This window comes from Levilactobacillus sp. LN180102 (genome assembly GCF_050106635.1).
In the GTDB taxonomy this organism is placed as follows: Bacteria; Bacillota; Bacilli; order Lactobacillales; family Lactobacillaceae; genus Levilactobacillus; species Levilactobacillus brevis.
On the sequence record NZ_JBNIIX010000003.1, the window covers coordinates 136163 to 153032 of the forward strand.

Consider the following 16870-nt stretch of genomic DNA (forward strand, 5'->3'; position numbering starts at 1 on the left):
TTTGTTATCCATTTTAAAACCAAATTATACTAAAGGAGTGCTCAATTATGTTATCAGTTCCAGATTATGAATTTTGGTTTGTTACCGGTTCACAACACCTTTATGGTGAAGAACAATTAAAGTCCGTTGCTAAGGACGCCCAAGATATTGCTGACAAGTTAAACGCCAGCGGCAAGTTGCCTTACAAAGTTGTCTTCAAGGATGTTATGACAACGGCCGAAAGCATCACTAACTTCATGAAAGAAGTTAACTATAACGACAATGTTGCCGGTGTGATTACGTGGATGCACACGTTCTCCCCAGCCAAGAACTGGATTCGTGGGACAGAATTATTGCAAAAGCCATTGCTGCACTTGGCAACGCAATACTTGAACAACATTCCTTATGCTGACATTGACTTTGATTACATGAACTTGAACCAAAGTGCTCATGGTGACCGTGAATATGCTTACATCAATGCCCGTCTAAACGTCAACAACAAGATTGTTTACGGCTACTGGGGTGATGAAGACGTTCAAGACCAAATCGCACGTTGGGAAGATGTTGCGGTTGCTTACAACGAAAGCTTTAAAGTTAAAGTTGCTCGTTTTGGTGATACCATGCGTAATGTTGCCGTTACTGAAGGTGACAAAGTTGAAGCACAAATCAAGATGGGCTGGACAGTTGATTACTACGGTATCGGCGATTTAGTTGAAGAAATCAACAAGGTTTCTGATGCCGACGTTGATAAAGAATATGCCGATCTTGAATCCAAGTACACTATGGTTCAAGGGGACAATGATGCTGAAACTTATAAGCATTCCGTTCGCGTTCAATTACAACAATACCTTGGAATCAAGCGTTTCTTGGAAAAGGGTGGTTACACTGCCTTCACCACGAACTTCGAAGATCTCTGGGGAATGGAACAATTACCTGGCTTGGCCGCTCAATTATTAATTCGTGACGGTTACGGCTTCGGTGCTGAAGGTGATTGGAAGACCGCTGCCTTGGGCCGTGTGATGAAGATCATGTCTCACAATGATCGGACAGCCTTCATGGAAGACTACACCTTGGATCTACGTAAGGGCCACGAAGCTATTCTTGGTTCTCACATGTTGGAAGTCGACCCAACGATTGCTTCCGACAAGCCACGGGTTGAAGTTCACCCATTGGATATTGGTGGTAAAGCTGACCCAGCTCGTTTGGTCTTCACTGGTTCTGAAGGCGACGCCATTGACGTCACCGTTGCGGACTTCCGTGATGGCTTCAAGATGATTGGCTATGCTGTTGATGCGAACAAGCCTGAAGGCGAAACACCTAATTTGCCAGTTGCTAAGCAACTTTGGACACCTAAGGTTGGTTTGAAGACTGGTGCCTTGGAATGGATGAAGGCCGGCGGTGGTCACCACACCATGCTTTCCTTCTCCTTAACGGAAGAACAAATGGAAGACTTTGCTACCATGGTTGGTATGACAAAGGCGTTCATCAAGTAAGCTAAACATTTAAAATGGTTGTGGTTGCCGGCGAGCAATCACAGCCATTTTTTTAACGAAAGGTGGTTTAACTAAAATGGACAAGAGTGAAAAAGAAAAGATGATTACTGGCGAGCTATTTAACGTCTACGACCCTGAGTTAGTTGCAGAGCGGGGAGCGGCTCGACAACAGGTTGAAGCCTTAAATGAATTGGGTGAACAGGACCCCGAAAAAAGTCAGCAACTGGTTAAACGCCTATTTGGGGCAACCGGCGATCAGGTTGAGGTTCACGCAACGTTTCGCTGTGACTATGGTTATAACATTTATGTAGGAGAAAATTTTTTTGCCAACTACGATTGTACGATATTAGATGTTGCTCCCATTCGGATTGGCAAGCATTGCTTATTGGGTCCCAAGGTGCAAATCTATTCAGTTAACCATCCCGCTGAACCGGAACTGCGCCGAAATGGCGCGATGGGAATCGGCAAACCGGTGACTTTAGGTGACGATGTGTGGGTCGGTGGTGGTGCCATTATTTGTCCCGGCGTAACTTTGGGAGATAACGTCATTGTGGCCGCTGGTGCGGTTGTGACGAAGTCATTTGGGAGTAACGTTGTGTTGGGCGGCAATCCCGCGCGGGTCATTAAGCCATTAAAGTAAGGGTAAACGAATACGGACATTAAGAAAGACCTAGCCACTTCAGCGTATGAGGTACTGAAGTGGTTAGGCCTTTTGAATAATCAATAAGTGTTTCTAAAAGAGTGCCATCGACGTGCATGTGGCGCAGGTCGTTGGGCGTGCTTTCGTAAAAATGCCGCTTGATGGTGCGGAGGGATGACGACGTTTAGCTTGGGCTTGGGAGCCGACGGTGTGGGATGTTTGGTGGGCAAGATAGGTTTATAGACGGTCATCGTTGTTGTTCTCCTCATTGAATCAGTGTGATCTGGCTATGAGAATGACAACAGTATAAGCTATGTACGGCCATGGGGCATGCTTAGCACTAGACTTTAGCAAGTTAAGCACCTCAAACACTCGAATTGGCAGTTTAATAATGGTGGAAATTAAAAAGTTGTGACCACCCTTAAAGGGTCACAACTTTTTCGTGTACAGGTTGATTGCCGAATGATTAGTGGAGCAGGCCACTAAAACTCAGCCAGCCGCCTAGTCCCAACAGGCCAATGGCCAGCAGCGTGAAAATACCGACGAGTGTTGAGGTATCCGTATCCAGTTGCTTAATTCGTGGCCAAAATTTGACCAACATCAATAGAATCAAGGCGATTCCGGTTGCGAGAATTAAGATCCCCGTTAATTCTGTACCAGTGAACATTTATATCTCCCCCTTTACAACTTTATTATAACCAGTTTTGTGGTGAAAGGGGAAATAATTCCCGTGGATTCGGGTGCTATGGTAAAATATAATCTAATTAGACCGTTAAGATAATGTGAGAGGTGACCGAAATGATTGATCGAATTGAAGCTAGTGCAGATGCCCTATGGGTCACACCGGATGAGACTGGTGCCATGAAAATTGGGTTTGCCGATAACGGGCGTCAATTGGTGGGACCGGTGACGGCAATTGAGTGGCTGATTGCGCTAGGTCCAGTTAAATTGGGAACGCCATTTATGATTATTCGCGGTGAACAGGAATCTTTGACGTTACGCTTACCCTTTAGTGGACGCGTGACAAAACTGAATACTCAGCTGAATCAGCAACCTGAACAATTGAATCATCGGGATGATTCAATTGCCTGGTTACTCGAATTAATTGATGAATAGAAAAGGAGATAACAGCCTATGGAACTCGACTGGCAGGTGAAAGAACCCGTAACCAGTTTGAAGCAATTTTTGACTAATCAGGGCATTAGTCATCGGGTCTTTAGCGATTTGAAACAACAGGGAACAATTCGTGTTAATGGGCAGGTGACCACACCGGCAGTCACTTTGGCAGTGGGCGATCACGTTGCGGTGACGTTTCCGCCGGAGACTGCCGATGAGGCGGTTGCTGTCAGTCACGAGCCGATTACCGTTCTGTTTGAAAATCGAGATTGGCTCGTGGTGGATAAACCAGCTGGGTTAAACGTGGTACCAGGACCAGCCAATCGAACAGATACCTTGGTTAATCGGATCAAAGGATACTGGGAAGCGGAACACGCCGAGAATTTAGTGCCTCATATTTTAACGCGCTTAGATCGATTTACCAGTGGTGTTGTGTGGGTTGCTCGGCACCGGTTAGCCAACAGTCTAGCTAGTCAATTACAGGCGGCTCATCAAATTGATAAACGCTACTTGGCGGTTGTCAGTGGACGACTTGAAGCAGATCATGCGGTGATTGATGCGCCACTAGCGAGTGATCCGACTGGTTATAATCAGATGGTGTCACCGACTGGTAAGCCGGCACGGACCGAGTATTGGGTACAACAGCGTTTTGCAACGGCAACCGTGGTGGCTGTTAAATTACATACAGGTAGAACCCATCAGATTCGGGCTCATTTTGCGTCATTAGGCCATCCCTTACTTGGCGATGCCTTATACGATGGGCCTGTGACTGGTATCAACCGTCAAGCATTGCAGGCTCTTTCACTGACGTTCAAAGATCCTTTTACAGATGAACAGCGGCATTTTACCAGTGAATTACCGGCAGATTGGCATGCCCTAATACACCAGTTATCGGAGGAGTGACACAGGAATGACAGAAAAAGAACAGGTGACGTGTTTAGTGGATGGTGAGCCAATCTCACTGGAAACGAGTCTACAGTTAGCAGAGTTGGAAGCGGGATTGCGGAATCGCATTAAGCGTGACTATCCCCAAAGTAAGGTGACAGATTATATCTGTGGTCACCATCTTCTAAAATATCGGTTGGATCACGTTGATGCCATGATCAATGCCGATTTAAAGCAAACGAAGAAGATCAATCATAAATTGACTAAAGCCCTGCAAAGTGACGACTATGACATCATCGATGTTAACGAAAGTCTCACTAATAGCTTAACGTTTGGTCAGAAGGTGTCGGATGAAGTTGCGCGCTTTGGCGGGTCTTGGGGCTTCATTTTCATTTTTATGTTTGTTTTACTGGGATGGATGATCGTCAATGGGCTGCATTTATTTGGTGTCGACTTTGACAATTACCCCTTTATTCTGTTAAATTTAGTTCTGAGTTGTGTCGCGGCGATTCAGGCACCCATCATCATGATGAGTCAGAACCGGTCTGCTGACCGGGATCGCATGATGGCTGAGAATGACTATCACGTGAACCTGAAATCTGAACATGAGTTGCGGTTACTGCATGCTAAGGTTGATCATCTAGCGCAGAATCAGGTGCCGCACACCATGGAAGTCGAAAGATTTCAACTGGAAATTTTAGGCGAAATTCGCCAAGAACTCGCTGAGTTGCGGACAGAAAAATCGGCCGCAACCACAGCGACACGAAGGGAGTCTCACCATGAGGACATGGATCACCGCTAGTGTCTTGTTCCTCGTTGGCCTCATCTTTGGTCAGCGGGTAGCTGGACGGGTTCATTCATAGAGTGCCCGGCAAATCCTTTGACAAACCTGTAATCCTCCGTTAGTCTGGTTAAAGAACTAGAAATGGAGGATTTTTTGTGATAATTCGTGAAGCTCGACCAACGGATGCGCCTCAGATAGCCCCGTTGATGAACTTGATCTACGATGAAATGGCTTTAACTGACCTGGAAGACGTTCCAGGCCCCGACTTACTGAAGGTCATCACGGCAGCTTACCGCACCAGGACGTATTTATCCGGTGCGGCAACTACGGTGGTGGCCGAGGCCAATGGCCAAGTGGTTGGGGTAGCGTTTGGTTATCCCGGCGAAAGGGAAGACATTGTCGATGATGTGATGACGCGATTAGCAGCGAAAAGCGATGCGTTTGATGAACCATTTGATTTAGAATCCGAGACAGCGGCTGGCGAATGGTATTTGGATTCACTGGCGGTCTCGCCGGATCATCAAGGGCAGGGAATCGGTCGCCAGTTGTTGCGGGCCTTACCGGTTTATGCACGTCGTGATCAGCAAGCCGTGATTGGGTTAAACGTCGACTTAGAGAACCCGGGGGCCATGCGTTTATATGAACGCATGGGCTACGAGGTGACGGGGACCCAAATGATTGGGGACCATGAGTACTACCACATGCAACTGGAGATTGGTGATCCAGTTCGTGTGACTAACTAAACAATAATAATGTGGAGTTTGGGGTGTGTGTCCTGAACTCCTTTTTTAGTGGTCACGATTGCAAATTAGCGGACTTTCAGCGCATACGGCCGTTTTGAAATTTATTGTTGCAAATACACTTAAACGAGCTTATGCTAGAACTTAATCAGTTATGAGCGAGGAGGGTGACCTGATGGCGACAAAATTAAGAGCCGTTACTGAAGCTGATTTGCCAGCCTTACAGCAACTTAGTCGAACAACTTTTAGTGACACGTTTGGGGCGGTGAATACGGCCGCCGATTTGGCAGATTATTTAGAGTGGGCCTATAACTTACCGCAATTAGCCCGCGAACTGGCTGAGCCGACCAGTACGTTTACCTTTATTTATCAAGATGAGCAGCTGGCGGGGTATTTAAAATTAAATTGGGGAGCGACACAGTCAGAAGCGCAGGGGGATGACTGTCTCGAAATTCAACGGATTTACGTACTCCCTGCGTTTAAGCGACAAGGATTGGGCCGTCAATTGTTCCAATTAGCGCGGCAAACGGCCGAGCAATTGGGAAAAACGGCGATTTGGCTGGGCGTCTGGGAACATAATGATTCGGCCCGTGCTTTTTATCAACAGATGGGATTTGTCGTTGTTGGTGAGCATGTTTTCCAGTTAGGACATTCCACTCAGCGTGATTTAATTTTGCGTAAGACGCTGGTATAATGTGAGCTATGACAATTTTAGGAGGCTAACCAACGTGAAAGATAATTTACAATTAGGTGACGCAGAATTCAATCAAATGCTATTGGTATTGAAAGAGCCCGTTACTCAGGCTAACCATAAAGAGTTCAAATTCTTAGATGGTGAGATGCAAGAGATTGCTCCCGATATTTGGGCAATGCCAGCTTACATGACGGCCGACGACGAGTTTACGATGTTCTTCTTGACAACAAAATTAGCGTCAGGTGAAACGGTCGTTACCTTTGCCACGGGTGAACAAGCGGATGGTGACTTTCGCTTGAGTGGACCCATGGTCACGGGTGCTGGGGTCAATACCTTATTTGAACACCAACCAGATCGGGCAAAACGCGTGTTGAAGTTTCTAAATGATATTTCGCGAGCTGACGAAGGTAACTGGCGGATGGTTGAAGACTAACATACTTTCAACATGAGGGGGCGATACGGTAGTGAGTACGAAAAAGATAAACGTCCCCCTGTTACTGGCACCGTTTATTTCACGAATGGGCGATGCCCTCTACTTATTTGGATTAAATTGGTTTGTCGTACAGGCCACTGGTAATGCGGCTTTGCTGGGCATTATTCAAGCGGTTGGCGGGGTTGTCTTATTTTTAGGCGATCTCTTCTGTGGCGTCGTCGTAGATAACTTTAATCGTAAATGGGTCGTGGTATTGGCCGAACTCGTGAGTGTGTTGGGCTGCATTGGGGTGGCCCTCTGGTTAGACCCTCTTCATCTAACTGCCGGCCCATTACTAACGCTAACGGTTATTTTAGATATTGGATTAGCCTTTAGCCTGCCAGCAGCTAAGTCAATGATTCCCGAATTGATCGTTCTAGCCGCTCGCCAGCGATTTAATGCCATTAGTAATACCTTACTTGACCTTGCCAATATTTTGGCCCCGTTATTAGGTGGCTTTTTACTGACCCTCCACTGGTTAAATTTGCGGGGCTTTTTACTTATTAATGGCCTATCTTTTCTCCTATCATTGGGGTTATATCTCAGTATTCGTTATCCTCCGCACCACTCAACGCAGGCGACACTGGGAATTAAAGCGAGCCTGCTGACCGGTTGGCGGTATGTCTGGCAACGGCCAATTCTAATTGAAACGATTGCTCTGGGTGGGTTGTTAAATGTGATGTACGCGGCCTTTAAACTCGTGCTCCCGTATGATGTTCAACACATCTATGGGGGACAGTCAGCCCGTTACAGTTATTTATTGATTGCCATGGCGGTGGGCGGAATTTTAGGTGGCCTGCGGTTGACTTTAGCTAAACGATTACCGCGACACCAGCAGAATTATGGGGATTTGGGCCTGTTAGCTGGCATGCTCTTACTGGCTGGTGCTTTTCCTAATTATTGGATGTTACTGGGAAGTAGTGTGGTCATTGGCTTTTGCTATACGTGTTTTGATATCCGAGCGTTGACGATTACACAGGAGCTAACTGATCCGGCTTACTTGGGTCGAATGTTTGGCCTTTTATTTTTAGCAATGGATGCGTTTCAACCCTTGGGCAGTTTTATTTTTGGGTTTGTGACGGATGAGTTGGGGAATGCGACCTTACTGTTAGTCGGTAGTTGTTTCCTAATCGGTTTAGTGGGCATTTATCAAGGCTATCAACGGCTTGCCCGGCGGTCACGATGATTATTAAATGGTCTTGACAAGCAGGCGTGAGTCTCGCTATAATCTCTATTAATATAGTCCTTTAACATTGTCCCGTGAGGCAATGAAGGTACGACGTTTCTGGCGCAAGCTGGGCTTAATTGGCGTACACGTTTCCTTACGGGACGGGTGCGCTTTTTTCATGGACAAGGAGGAATTGATTATGCAGCAGCCGTCACATTATCGTAATCCCGATGCGTTGATTGATATCGACGAGCGGCCCGGATGGGGCCAATGGTTGGGACTATCACTGCAACATTTATTTTCAATGTTTGGTTCCACCGTGTTGGTGCCCATTTTGGTGGGGTTAAATCCAGGCATTGCGCTGTTTAGCTCAGGGGTGGGCACCCTCATGTATATCTTAATTACGCGAGGAAAGATTCCAGCGTACATGGGCTCTAGTTTTTCGTTTATCATGCCCATGATTGCCCTGATGAAAAACACGGGTTATCCGGGGATTGCTCAGGGAACGTTGGCGGTGGGACTAGTTTATCTGATCGTTGCTTTAGTCGTGGCGGCTGTCGGTCCGGACTGGATTGATCGCGTTCTACCACCGATTGTCGTTGGCCCGATGGTGATGGTCATCGGACTATCACTAGCCGGGAGTGCAGCGCAAAAGGCTACGGTTGATAGTCAAGGCACGTATCATTGGCAGTTCTTTGCGGTTGCCATCATCACCTTGCTCCTGACGATTGGGTTTAACTTATTCTTGCGGGGATTTTTAGCTTTAGTCCCCATTCTGCTAGGGATTGTGTGTGGCTACCTGGTGGCAGTGGCATTTGGCCTAGTAAACTTTACACCAGTGTTGCAGGCAGAGTGGTTTCAGTTACCTAAATTTGAAATTCCGGGGGTCAGCTATTCCTTACATTTTTATTGGGGTGCGGTGCTAAGTTTGGCGCCCATTGCCTTTGTCACCATGACGGAACATATTGGCCACATTACCGTGCTTAACGAGTTGACCCATCGTAACTTCTTCCGTGATCCTGGGTTGACACACACGTTAGCTGGCGACGGTGTGGCTTCAATTATTGCGAGTTTTGTTGGTGGGCCGCCTGTCACGTCATATGGCGAAAATGTGGGTGTCCTTGCCATCACCCGCGTACACAGTGTGTATGTCCTGATTGGCGCGGCGACGTTTGCCGTCATCTTCAGTTTTGTTGGCAAGTTGAGTGCCTTGATCGAAAGTATTCCTAATCCGGTAATTGGGGGAATTAGCTTTCTTCTATTTGGTGTTATTGCGTCAAGTGGTCTGCGAATTCTGATTGAGAAACAGGTCGATTTTAATCAAAAACGTAATCTGATGATTGCCTCGGCAATTTTGGTCATTGGGATTGGGGACGCTTACCTCAAAATCGGTCAATATCAATTTTCAGGCCTAGCCGTGGCGGCTGTCTTAGGCATTATCTTAAATCTAGTATTGCCCCAAGCAGCTCACAAATAAAAAAAGTCCTCGCTACTGTGCGGGGACTTTTCGGATATTGGAATTAGCCAATTTGCCAATAGCGGAGAAGGGCCATTGCCATGATGCCAATGACGACGACCATGAGTAAGCTCTTGGTGAGGACTCCAGCGATGGTCGCGGGAATGGCGGCTAAGCAGTTGGCAACATTTAGCGTGGCTAACTGACCAGTGTGGGCGATGAACAGGCTTTGACAGCATAGGGCCGTCATGATCGTGATGGGAACAAATGACAAAAAGCTCACCAGCCAGCCCGGCATCGTCAGTTGTTTGACAAAAATAAAGGGGAGCGTTCGCGAAAGAATCGTGACGAGTCCGCATCCCAGGATCACCCACAATTCGGTTAGGCTGATTGACATTTTTTCATCTCCATTCCAAATAGACATCCGGCAACTGTGGCGACTAATAGGGCAAAGTTGGCGCTCATGAGTCCAATCATCAAGTAATAAATGAGAGCAACAACCCCCATGACGAATAATTGCAGGCGTATTCCTAGGTGTTTGTCACTAATCAACTGGAGATAGACGAGACCAATAAACATAGCCGTCAAGGCGAAGTCAAACCCAAAGCGGCTTGGATTGGCAATGAGTCCGCCTAGAATAGCCCCAACTAGGGTTGCTAGTCCCCAGACTAAATAGGCAACAAGATTAGCTGCCGATTGCCAAGCAAAGCTTAATTGTCCATGGGTTTTATTTTGTTTATTCATGGCTAAAGCAAAGGTTTCATTAGTTACCAGCGTACCAATCAGTACATTACGAATTAAGGATTCATGGCGAAAATACTGGGCCAAGCTGGTACTCATCAGGATCATCCGTGAATTCACAAGGAAGGTAGAAATGAAGATTGCTGACAGGGGGTCATGAATTAAGAGCATGCTGGTGATGATGAATTGGGCGGAGCCAGCGTACACAATAAATGACAGGCCAGCAACCATCAGTAAACTCAAGTGACTCGTGTGGGCAACAATTCCGAACGCTAAGCCCACACCAATGTAGCCAAAGACAGTGGGAAGAACGTCACGAATGCCCGCTCGAAAGGTTAGGTCTGGACCCATAAATAAGCCTTATTTCCGTTTTCTAATTAAAGTCTAACCTTTAGTTTAGCCGTGTCTCCGGGCCCTGTAAACCTGTAATTTATTTGTAAATATGCTGGCTGAAAAAAGTTGAGGGAAAAGGTTGCATTTCGGTAAAGAGGGTTGTATGATACTTTCATTGATAACGAACGAAAGTGAGGGTATGGGCGATGAAGATGAACTTAACTGAACTAGCAGCTTCAGCACACGTTGATGCTAGCCGCATTGAGGACTACGTAAAGAGTGGGCTATTAGGTAAGGAACATTCGACGACGGAGTTCGATGATTCAGATTTATACTGGATCGACATGATTCAATGTTTTCAGGATAATGGGACGTCTTTAGACGACTTATCCGGATTAATGCCACGATGCCGCAAGGGCCAATCGCAGTTAACCCAGGTACAGTAATTAAGGTAATGAATGAGTAAAATGGGTGAAGAGAACGGCCGGTGATGATGAGTCCCGGTCGTTTTTTGTATGCGTACTGTGGGATAACTAAAAAGGCCGGTCGAGAAGAAATCCTCGATCGGCCTTTTAGTCTATTCTGCTTTAACTTGTTTAATCAGTTGTTGCATGGCTTGTGCTTGATAAGCAGCGGCGGCTTGCTGGGTAACTTGTTTCTGTTGCGCAGCAGTCATTGATGGGTTCTTCATCATCGCTGCCATTACGGCTTTTTTAACATAAGCGGTTGCAGCGGCCTTTTGTTTGGCTTGATAACTCTTAGAACTAGCTAGCTTCTGCAATTTCTTAGCTTGTGGGGCACTTAATACGGTCCAGTTCTTGTTGATGTAAATGATATTGTGTTCCTTCACGTATTGGTGGCCGTTGTCAGCCAAACCAAACCAGAACTTCGCTGTACTATTTTTGTATTCGCGATAGGTCTTAATCGTGACAATTCGGTTATGACCCGTTGTCCGTTTGACCGTGTTACTGGTCGTGACCTTAGCTCGAGTATGATTCGTTTTCTTAGCCGAAGCGCTAGTCTTGTAGACGTAAACGCGGTGCTTATCGGCTGTTCCAATCGATTGATACAGCATCATCGGTAGATTCTTGGATGGTGAGGCTGAGTAAATCCGTTGCGTTTTAGTTTCAGTGACGTTGTGCATACCGTAGTGGTCATGGTCGTTCTTAACAATGAAGAAGATACTAGCCACAACCCCTGCGACTGCCAGAATAGTCAAGGTATTCGCAACCACGCGGTTACTGAGATAAACATAGAAGTAAAATGCGAGAATCGCGCAAATGACAAGTGTAACGATAATCATTAGGCGGCACCTCCCTTAGTTGCAGCTTCATCGGTACTTTGATCGGTTACGTGCGTTGAACGGTTGCTCCCCTTTAAGAAGAAAGCCACGATTAAAGCAACGAAACTAAAGCCGATAGCCACCCAGAAAGCGGCATGATAACCGGTTAGCGTGGCATTAATGGCCTTATCCGCGTAGCTTAATGGGTTAGTGGTTAAGACGTGTTTGGCAGGGATATTATTCTTAGTGACGTTGGTCAAGACACTCACTAGAATGGCGGTCCCAACGGAACTAGCAACTTGTCGTTGGGTGTTGTTAACAGCAGTCCCGTGACTAATCAGATTCATTGGTAAGGCATTCATCCCAGCAGTTGTGGCTGGCATCATGACCATGGCAATCCCGAACATCCGAACCGCATACAAGATGACGATGTATAACGTCGAGGTATCCTTAGTAATCCAAGCGAATGGTAAAGTACCAATGGTTAAGAGGAACATCCCCATGATTGCTAAGCGCTTAGCACCAAAACGGTCAAATGCCCGTCCAGTGATCGGGCTCATAACCCCCATCATCAGAGCACCGGCCAGTAGGGTTAAGCCAGAGTGAAACGCGGACATGCCCTTGACGATTTGCAGGTATAAAGGAATGACCATTTCAACGCCCACCATGGCCATCATAACGACAGAACTTAAGATCGCAGAAACCGTAAACTCTTTAGACTTGTAAACCCGGAAGTTCAGGAATGGATCGTCCATCGTTAATTGACGCCAAACAAAGAGCGCCACAAAGACAAAGCCAATGATTAAGGTTGATAGCACTTTGGCACTGCCCCAACCATCATCACCAACAGAAGAGAAGCCGTAAAGCATGCTCCCGAAACCAATCGTTGAAAGCAGTACGGACCAGATGTCCAGCGGTGCTTTCTTAGTCTCGAGCACGCTACGCATGACCCAAAAACTGGCGATGATGACGATGGCAACAATTGGAATAATCATGCCGAACAAATCCCGCCAAGTTAGGTTATCAATGACCCACCCTGACAGCGTGGGACCAATGGCTGGTGCTAAACCGATAACGATACCGGCTAGCCCCATGGCCGTTCCCCGTTTGTTAGCAGGGAAGATGGTGAGCATCATGGTCTGAAGTAATGGCATGGAGACCCCAACCCCAACGGCTTGGATTAGCCGCCCGATTAATAGCATCGGGAAGTTTACTGCCGACCAGCAGATAACAGTCCCAATTAAGAAGATACTCATAGCAGACATGTAAAGTACCTTGGAACTGATGGTCGTGATCAGCCAAGCACTGATGGGGATCATGATCCCGTTAACCAGTAAGAAACCAGTGGTTAGCCACTGAACAGTTGATGTGGAAACATCGAAAGCCTTCATCAATGTTGGAAAGGCAGTACTTAAAATAGTTTGGTTCAGAACGGTACAAAAGGTCCCAATCAGCAGAAGTGCAACGAGCAATCCGCGATTATAGGACTTACCGTTGGTATCAATAGCATTTCCCAAAGTTAATTCCCTCTTTTACTCAAAAATTATTTCTGGAATAAATATACGCACATTGAACCTCTTTGTCAACTAGCTTGACATACTTTTTAGAATATATATACTGTTTAGAGAAAAGCGAACATGTTTCTAAAATAATTTTATATTTTTCACAAACGCTTTCATTGTTATGGCCATCGCGATTACTATCGGGATGACCGATAGAATCTAAGGCAGGTGCTAGTAAGTGGATGATGAACAAAAGAAACTATTTAAGAAGCTGCCGACAGATAGTTTAGTTCTCGGAATTGGTGACGTTGCGGCAGCAACAGGCGTCTCTCAAAGCCAATTACGTTATTGGGAACGCAAAGGCTACATTCAAAGTCAGGCAGTCAATGATGGTGGTAATCGAAAGTTTACCTATAAGACACTGATTCAGGTTCAGCAGATAAAATTCTTCCTGGATGATGGTTATACATTGGTTGGGGCCGTTAAACAGGCCAAGCGGCGGCGCGATTATTTTGACAAACTACGAGACTTTTTTACCAGTCGCTTTGAACATTTGGAATTGGCCGATGATGCAGTTGAGATTGATTTAGGGGTATTTGATCCACAACCAGATCAACGACTAGTGGCAGATCAGGTTGGAGATCACTGGCAGTTTCGATTGGTTCCTTTAGAATAGGACGGTTTATTTGTTTCTCAGGGGTAACAATGGTAATCTGAAGTTACGGAAGAGCAAGTTGTGGTTGGCAGACAAAAACTTTCGAGACCAATCGATCTTCTGGCTGGATTGGTGGTTTAATCATGTTGTTGACGTGTTGTGAAACCAGGCGAATAACCATGAGTAGTAGCGCGTTATCTTGCGCATGGACTACGTTGACCAAATGTCAGCGTAAGCGATCGTAAACCTAAAACGACGTGTTTTTGGAAAATTAAGTTCTTTGATTTTTCTCTCGCCAGTCACTGCTTCCGTGAACCGTTCAAGTTTTGAAAGTTCTTGAACGGTTTTTTTTGTGCACTATTTTATGAAAAATATTTAAGAAAATGAAGAAAAAATTAGAAGATTGATCGACTAAAAAGACTGGTAATTCAGTTTTTAGGCCACCAATGAAAATTTAGGGGCAAAAAAGTTATCTATTTCATTGTATTTTGAAGCCAACGTGTTAAGATAACAAAATCGCAAAAAACAAAAACCAGAAGGATGGTGTTATACATGCTGTTACGACAAGCGACGATGGCTGACTTACCACAAATTGAATCGATTATCCGTGATGGCCGTGAGTTATTGGCGGCCCAAGCGATTGATCAATGGCAGGGCTCATATCCCAACACGTCAATCTTAGTTGACGACATCCACCAAGGGTGGACGGTTGTCTTGGAAGAAAACAACGAAATTTTGGGGACCGCGGCCATTATTCCGGGAGAAGATCCCACCTATCAGGAAATTGAAGGTCAGTGGCTGACCAAGCAAGCGCCATACTTGGCAATTCATCGCGTAGCAGTATCTAGTCACCATCATGGTCGTGGCTTAGCCGGTGAATTGTTCCAACGGTTATTCGATCAAATTGATCATGCCGCAAACATTGAAAGTGTTCGGATTGATACACATCCCCAGAACATGGCCATGCAACACGTTATTAAAAAGAATGGTTTTAGTGAAACAGGGACAATTGATTTAACAGCGGCTGGCTTGCCAGGAACAAAAGACTTTGCGTACGAACGGTTGACGGTCAACGCTAACCCAGCGCACGTGGTGGCAACCGCTACAGTCAAGTAAATAAAGGCTTCCTATATTATTAGATATAACTAGGGCTTAGTTGGCGTGCTGACTAAGCCCTTTTTTGTGGAATCAACTCATAAACCTTTTGTGAGGGGAGCCGAAACGAGCCTGTTCTTTTGACCTAAATTCTGCGATAATAGAAGGTAGTAAGTCATGGGGGGCGGTTTAGTTGGAAAAGAGTTTGACTGGTGGCCGATTTTTACTCGTCACCATCTTGAACGTCGTTATTACGATTTTTGAATTGTTAGGTGGCCTGTTGTCTGGAAGTCTATCACTGCTATCAGATGCCTTTCATAATTTGGGGGATGCCCTGTCCGTTGTGATGAGTTACGTGGCTCATCGAGTCGGCGGCCGGCAACAGACACGGCAAAATACATTTGGGTATCGGCGAGCAGAAATTTTGGCGGCGTTACTGAATGCAGCCGTACTCATCTTAGTCTCTTTGTTATTGGCGGTCGAAGCGGTTCGCCGACTACTTCACCCAGAACCCGTGAAGGGCGACATTATGTTGTTGGTCGCGGTCGTCAGTTTCCTGGCCAACCTGTTTTCAACGATCTTACTGAATCACGGGGCTCAGCATAACTTAAATATTCGGGCCACTTATCTACATTTACTGAGTGACGCGCTGGCGTCAGTTGGGGTGATCATTGGGGCTATTTTGATTACCATTTGGCAGATCAGTTGGGTGGACCCCTTAATTACGGTTTTAGTGGCCCTCTACATTATTTATGAGTCTTGGCCGATCATTAAGCAAACATTTGATATCTTAATGGAAGGGTCACCAGATTTGGACTATGAAGCGATTGCCCAAGATATTTGTCAGTTACCAGAGGTGGACGGTGTCCATCATTTGCACGCTTGGTTAATTGATGAAAACAACGTGGTTTTTTCCGTTCACATCAATATGGAAAACTTGCCGCTATCAAATATTGAGCCGATTTATCGGCAAATCGAGGCCTTGCTCTGTCGTAAATATGGGGTAAACCACGTGACGATCCAAGCGGAGTGTCGACGGGGAAAAGACGAGTCGTTATTTTATGATCAAAATGACTGGCGGCACGAATAGACTTGCATGCCAAGCTGTTTCGCGGTATAAAGGAAACACTATCTAGATGAGGTGAACAATGATGACTCCGATGAAGGAGGATTATTTAAAAATTATTTTTGAGCTAGGCGGTCGCCAGAAAAAGGTGTCCAATAAGCAAATTGCGATTAGTTTGAATATTGCGGCAGGTTCTGTAACGGAAATGGTTAATAAGATGGCGGCTGAGGGCTTGGCAGAACATACGCCTTACGCTGGTATTTCCTTGACGAACCGAGGCATTCGGTTAGCTGAAGACTTGGTCCGCAAGCATCGGATTTGGGAAGACTTTTTGGTGGAGAAGCTGGGCTATGCCTTGCCAGACGTTCATGATGAAGCTGAGGTCTTGGAACACGTCACGAGTCCTAAGTTGATCGATGCCTTAGACGACATGTTGGGGAATCCCACGCATTGTCCGCATGGTGGGGTTATTCCAGATCGACAGGGGCATTATCATGAAGACAGTCATACCGTTTTAAACGATGCTGCCGATGGTGAGATTGTGACCGTTGATCGTTTCATTGACAATCATGATCTGTTAACGTATTTGGGAGACCTGAAGCTGGACATTGGTGATCAGCTTAAGGTGTTAAAGCATGATCCTTTTGAGGGACCCGTGACCGTGCAAAATTTAACGGATAATGCCGAACTGATCGTTAGCTATAAAGCGGCGCACTACATTTTTGTTAAATAACTTTTAAAAGCCTGACGGTGTTCAGGCTTTTTTGCT

General features: G+C 46.0%; 20 protein-coding genes. 15 read left to right on the forward strand and 5 right to left on the reverse strand.

Going from position 1 to position 16870, the window contains the following annotated elements:
• Positions 1-47: 47 nt before the first annotated feature.
• Positions 48-1472 (forward strand): L-arabinose isomerase, encoded by a 1425-nt coding sequence (gene araA / locus ACP4IT_RS03095; protein WP_011668359.1) that lies wholly within the window; start codon positions 48-50, stop codon positions 1470-1472.
• Positions 1473-1548: 76 nt separating this feature from the next.
• On the forward strand, positions 1549-2112 hold the full coding sequence (locus ACP4IT_RS03100; RefSeq protein ID WP_011668358.1) for a sugar O-acetyltransferase: 564 nt from the start codon (positions 1549-1551) through the stop codon (positions 2110-2112).
• A gap of 466 nt (positions 2113-2578) precedes the next feature.
• On the opposite strand, the gene ACP4IT_RS03105 is transcribed toward ACP4IT_RS03100, so the two are convergent.
• Entirely contained in the window at positions 2579-2779 is a 201-nt protein-coding gene (locus ACP4IT_RS03105; RefSeq protein WP_011668357.1) for a hypothetical protein, read from the reverse strand.
• 131 nt (positions 2780-2910) lie between these two features.
• Between ACP4IT_RS03105 and ACP4IT_RS03110 the strand changes: the two genes are divergently transcribed.
• The 8 genes from ACP4IT_RS03110 (at position 2911) to ACP4IT_RS03145 (ending at position 9448) form a co-directional block, all read left to right on the forward strand.
• On the forward strand, positions 2911-3228 hold the full coding sequence (locus ACP4IT_RS03110; RefSeq protein ID WP_011668356.1) for a glycine cleavage system protein H (lipoate-binding): 318 nt from the start codon (positions 2911-2913) through the stop codon (positions 3226-3228).
• 18 nt (positions 3229-3246) lie between these two features.
• A complete protein-coding gene (locus ACP4IT_RS03115; protein WP_226769668.1) occupies positions 3247-4131 on the forward strand; it encodes an RluA family pseudouridine synthase in 885 nt (294 codons plus the stop codon).
• 7 nt (positions 4132-4138) lie between these two features.
• Entirely contained in the window at positions 4139-4915 is a 777-nt protein-coding gene (locus ACP4IT_RS03120) for a DUF1003 domain-containing protein (RefSeq protein ID WP_087612911.1), read from the forward strand.
• A gap of 137 nt (positions 4916-5052) precedes the next feature.
• Complete coding sequence (locus tag ACP4IT_RS03125; RefSeq protein WP_021741289.1) at positions 5053-5640, forward strand: GNAT family N-acetyltransferase; 588 nt, start codon at positions 5053-5055, stop codon at positions 5638-5640.
• A gap of 172 nt (positions 5641-5812) precedes the next feature.
• Entirely contained in the window at positions 5813-6331 is a 519-nt protein-coding gene (locus ACP4IT_RS03130) for a GNAT family N-acetyltransferase (RefSeq protein WP_226769667.1), read from the forward strand.
• A gap of 34 nt (positions 6332-6365) precedes the next feature.
• A complete protein-coding gene (locus ACP4IT_RS03135) occupies positions 6366-6764 on the forward strand; it encodes a hypothetical protein (protein ID WP_226769666.1) in 399 nt (132 codons plus the stop codon).
• A gap of 31 nt (positions 6765-6795) precedes the next feature.
• Positions 6796-7989, forward strand: coding sequence for an MFS transporter (locus ACP4IT_RS03140; RefSeq protein WP_226769665.1), 1194 nt, complete (start codon positions 6796-6798; stop codon positions 7987-7989).
• A 181-nt stretch (positions 7990-8170) separates the two neighbouring features.
• Positions 8171-9448: a uracil-xanthine permease family protein gene (locus tag ACP4IT_RS03145; RefSeq protein ID WP_143453519.1), complete on the forward strand. Its 1278-nt coding sequence runs from the start codon at positions 8171-8173 to the stop codon at positions 9446-9448.
• Positions 9449-9491: 43 nt separating this feature from the next.
• Here the strand turns inward: ACP4IT_RS03145 and ACP4IT_RS03150 are convergent, their stop codons facing one another.
• Complete coding sequence (locus tag ACP4IT_RS03150) at positions 9492-9824, reverse strand: AzlD domain-containing protein (RefSeq protein WP_021741295.1); 333 nt, start codon at positions 9822-9824, stop codon at positions 9492-9494.
• Positions 9809-10519: an AzlC family ABC transporter permease gene (locus tag ACP4IT_RS03155; protein WP_172757519.1), complete on the reverse strand. Its 711-nt coding sequence runs from the start codon at positions 10517-10519 to the stop codon at positions 9809-9811. The genes ACP4IT_RS03150 and ACP4IT_RS03155 overlap by 16 nt, the downstream gene beginning before the upstream one ends.
• 188 nt (positions 10520-10707) lie before the next feature.
• Between ACP4IT_RS03155 and ACP4IT_RS03160 the strand changes: the two genes are divergently transcribed.
• Complete coding sequence (locus ACP4IT_RS03160) at positions 10708-10947, forward strand: helix-turn-helix domain-containing protein (RefSeq protein ID WP_021741297.1); 240 nt, start codon at positions 10708-10710, stop codon at positions 10945-10947.
• Between the two features lie 131 nt (positions 10948-11078).
• On the opposite strand, the gene ACP4IT_RS03165 is transcribed toward ACP4IT_RS03160, so the two are convergent.
• Positions 11079-11804, reverse strand: a complete 726-nt coding sequence (locus ACP4IT_RS03165) for a DUF4811 domain-containing protein (protein WP_172757520.1) — start codon at positions 11802-11804, stop codon at positions 11079-11081.
• On the reverse strand, positions 11804-13300 hold the full coding sequence (locus ACP4IT_RS03170) for an MDR family MFS transporter (RefSeq protein WP_086231671.1): 1497 nt from the start codon (positions 13298-13300) through the stop codon (positions 11804-11806). The genes ACP4IT_RS03165 and ACP4IT_RS03170 overlap by 1 nt, the downstream gene beginning before the upstream one ends.
• A 223-nt stretch (positions 13301-13523) precedes the next feature.
• Between ACP4IT_RS03170 and ACP4IT_RS03175 the strand changes: the two genes are divergently transcribed.
• From ACP4IT_RS03175 to ACP4IT_RS03190, 4 genes are all read left to right on the forward strand, one after another.
• Positions 13524-13961 (forward strand): MerR family transcriptional regulator, encoded by a 438-nt coding sequence (locus tag ACP4IT_RS03175; RefSeq protein ID WP_011668526.1) that lies wholly within the window; start codon positions 13524-13526, stop codon positions 13959-13961.
• A 531-nt stretch (positions 13962-14492) separates the two neighbouring features.
• Positions 14493-15056, forward strand: coding sequence for a GNAT family N-acetyltransferase (locus ACP4IT_RS03180; RefSeq protein WP_011668521.1), 564 nt, complete (start codon positions 14493-14495; stop codon positions 15054-15056).
• A gap of 172 nt (positions 15057-15228) precedes the next feature.
• Positions 15229-16125 (forward strand): cation diffusion facilitator family transporter, encoded by an 897-nt coding sequence (locus ACP4IT_RS03185; RefSeq protein WP_128491896.1) that lies wholly within the window; start codon positions 15229-15231, stop codon positions 16123-16125.
• 61 nt (positions 16126-16186) lie between these two features.
• Positions 16187-16834 carry a metal-dependent transcriptional regulator gene (locus tag ACP4IT_RS03190; protein ID WP_011668519.1) on the forward strand — a complete coding sequence of 216 codons (648 nt, stop codon included), beginning with the start codon at positions 16187-16189 and terminating at the stop codon, positions 16832-16834.
• Positions 16835-16870: the final 36 nt, after the last annotated feature.